General features: G+C 74.0%; 1 protein-coding gene. It reads right to left on the minus strand.

The genetic code is table 11. The features are described 5' to 3' along the window. Positions 1–2,037 (minus strand): condensation domain-containing protein (locus CCN44_RS33355; protein ID WP_143650123.1); only part of this gene is annotated, 2,037 nt, incomplete at both ends.

Genomic DNA, 2,037 nt, shown 5'->3' on the forward strand with positions numbered 1-2,037 from the left:
CAGCATCACCTGGAAGAGGGGGTGATGGGCGAGTGACCGGGTGGGGTTGACGATCTCGACGAGCCGTTCGAAGGGCACGTCCTGGTGGGCGTAGGCGGCGAGGTTCGTCTCGCGGACACGGTCCAGCAGCTCCGCGAAGGACGGGCCGCCGGAGGTGTCGGTGCGCAGCACCAGGGTGTTGACGAAGAACCCGACCAGGTCCTCCAGCGCATCATCACCACGGCCCGCGACCGGCGTGCCGATCGGGATGTCCGTGCCCGCGCCGAGCCGGGTCAGCAATGCCGCGAGCGCGGCCTGGACCACCATGAACACACTGGCCTGCCGCTCCCGCGCCAGCCGGGTGATGTCCCGGTGCAGCCCGGCGTCGAAGGCGAAGTCGACACTGCGCCCCCGGTACGCCGCCACCTCGGGGCGGGGCCGGTCCAGCGGCAGCTCCAGCCGCTCCGGCAGTCCCGCCAGCGCCGTACGCCAGTGCTCGATCTGCCGCGAGAGCACGCTGTCCGCGGCGGACTCCTCGCCGAGCACCTCCCGCTGCCACAGCGTGTAGTCCGCGTACTGCACCGGCAGGGGCTCCCACTCGGGGGCACGGCCGGCCCGGCGCGCCGCGTAGGCGAGGGACAGGTCGCGGGCCAGCGGGCCCATGGACCAGCCGTCACCGGCGATGTGGTGCATGAGCAGCAGCAGGACGTGCTCGTCCGGACCGGCCGTGAACAAGGTGGCCCGCAGCGGCAGTTCCGCTGTCAGGTCGAAGGCGTGCCGTGCGGCCTCGGCCACGTCCCCGTCGATCCGCTCCGGAGCGGACGCCACCGTGTCCAGCACCGGCCGGGCCGCCTCGCCCTCCAGGATGTGCTGGTACGGCGTGCCGTCCGCCTCGGGGAACACGGTCCGCAGGCTCTCGTGCCGCTGCACCAGGTCCCCGAGGGCCGCCCGCAGCGCCGCCACGTCAGGCGCGCCCGGCAGCCGCAGCCGCATCGGCACGTTGTAGGTGGCGCTGGGTCCCTCCAGCCGGTGCAGGAACCACAGGCGCTGCTGCGCGAAGGACAGCGGCAGCCGCTCGGGGCGCGCCATCGGCACCAGCGCCGCCCGCGCCCCGGCCGCGTCACCCAGACGCGCCGCGACCCCGGCGACCGTCGGCGCCTCGAACAGGTCCCGCACCGACAGCTCCACACCGAAGGCGGTACGGACCCGGCTGATCAGCTGGATACCGAGCAGCGAGTGCCCGCCGAGGTCGAAGAAGCTGTCGTCGATGCCGACGCGCTCCACCCCGAGGACCTCGGCGAAGAGGGCGCACAGCACCTCCTCGCGGGCGTCGCGCGGCGGCCGGCCCGCCTCGCCGCCGGCGTAGCCGGGCGCGGGCAGGGCCTTGTGGTCCAGCTTCTCGTGCGCCGTCAGCGGCAGCGCCTCCAGCCGCACGAACGCCGACGGAACCATGAAAGAAGGAAGACGGCGCGCCGCCAGCTCCCGCAGCTCCGCCATGTCCGGCCCGTCCACGCCGTCGGCGGGGACGACGTAGGCGACGATGCGCTGGTCGCCGGGGCGGTCCTCGCGGACGATGACGGCGGTGCGGGCGATGTCGGGGTGGGTGGTGAGGACGTTCTCGATCTCGCCGAGTTCGATGCGGTAGCCGCGGACCTTGACCTGGTGGTCGGCGCGGCCGAGGAATTCGAGTTGTCCGTCGCGTCGCCATGTGGCGAGGTCGCCGGTGCGGTACATGCGGTCGCCGGGGTTGCCGAAGGGGTCGGCGACGAACCGGCCCGCGGTCAGGTCCGGGCGGCCCAGGTAACCCCGCGCCAGCCGCGCACCGGCGACGTACAGCTCGCCCGGCGTGCCCACGGGCACCGGGCGCAGCGCCTCGTCCAGCACGTACACCCGCGTGTTGAAGACCGGACGGCCGATCGGCGCCGGGCCCGTCCCCAGCTCCGGGCCGCAGACCGCGAAGCAGGAGTCCACGGTCGCCTCGGTCGGACCGTAGGCGTTGACCATCAGCCGCCCCGCCGACCAGAACGCCCGCACGTCCGGCGGGCACGCCTCCGCGCC

It is taken from the genome of Streptomyces tricolor, assembly GCF_002155905.1.
Classification (GTDB): Bacteria; Actinomycetota; Actinomycetes; order Streptomycetales; family Streptomycetaceae; genus Streptomyces; species Streptomyces tricolor.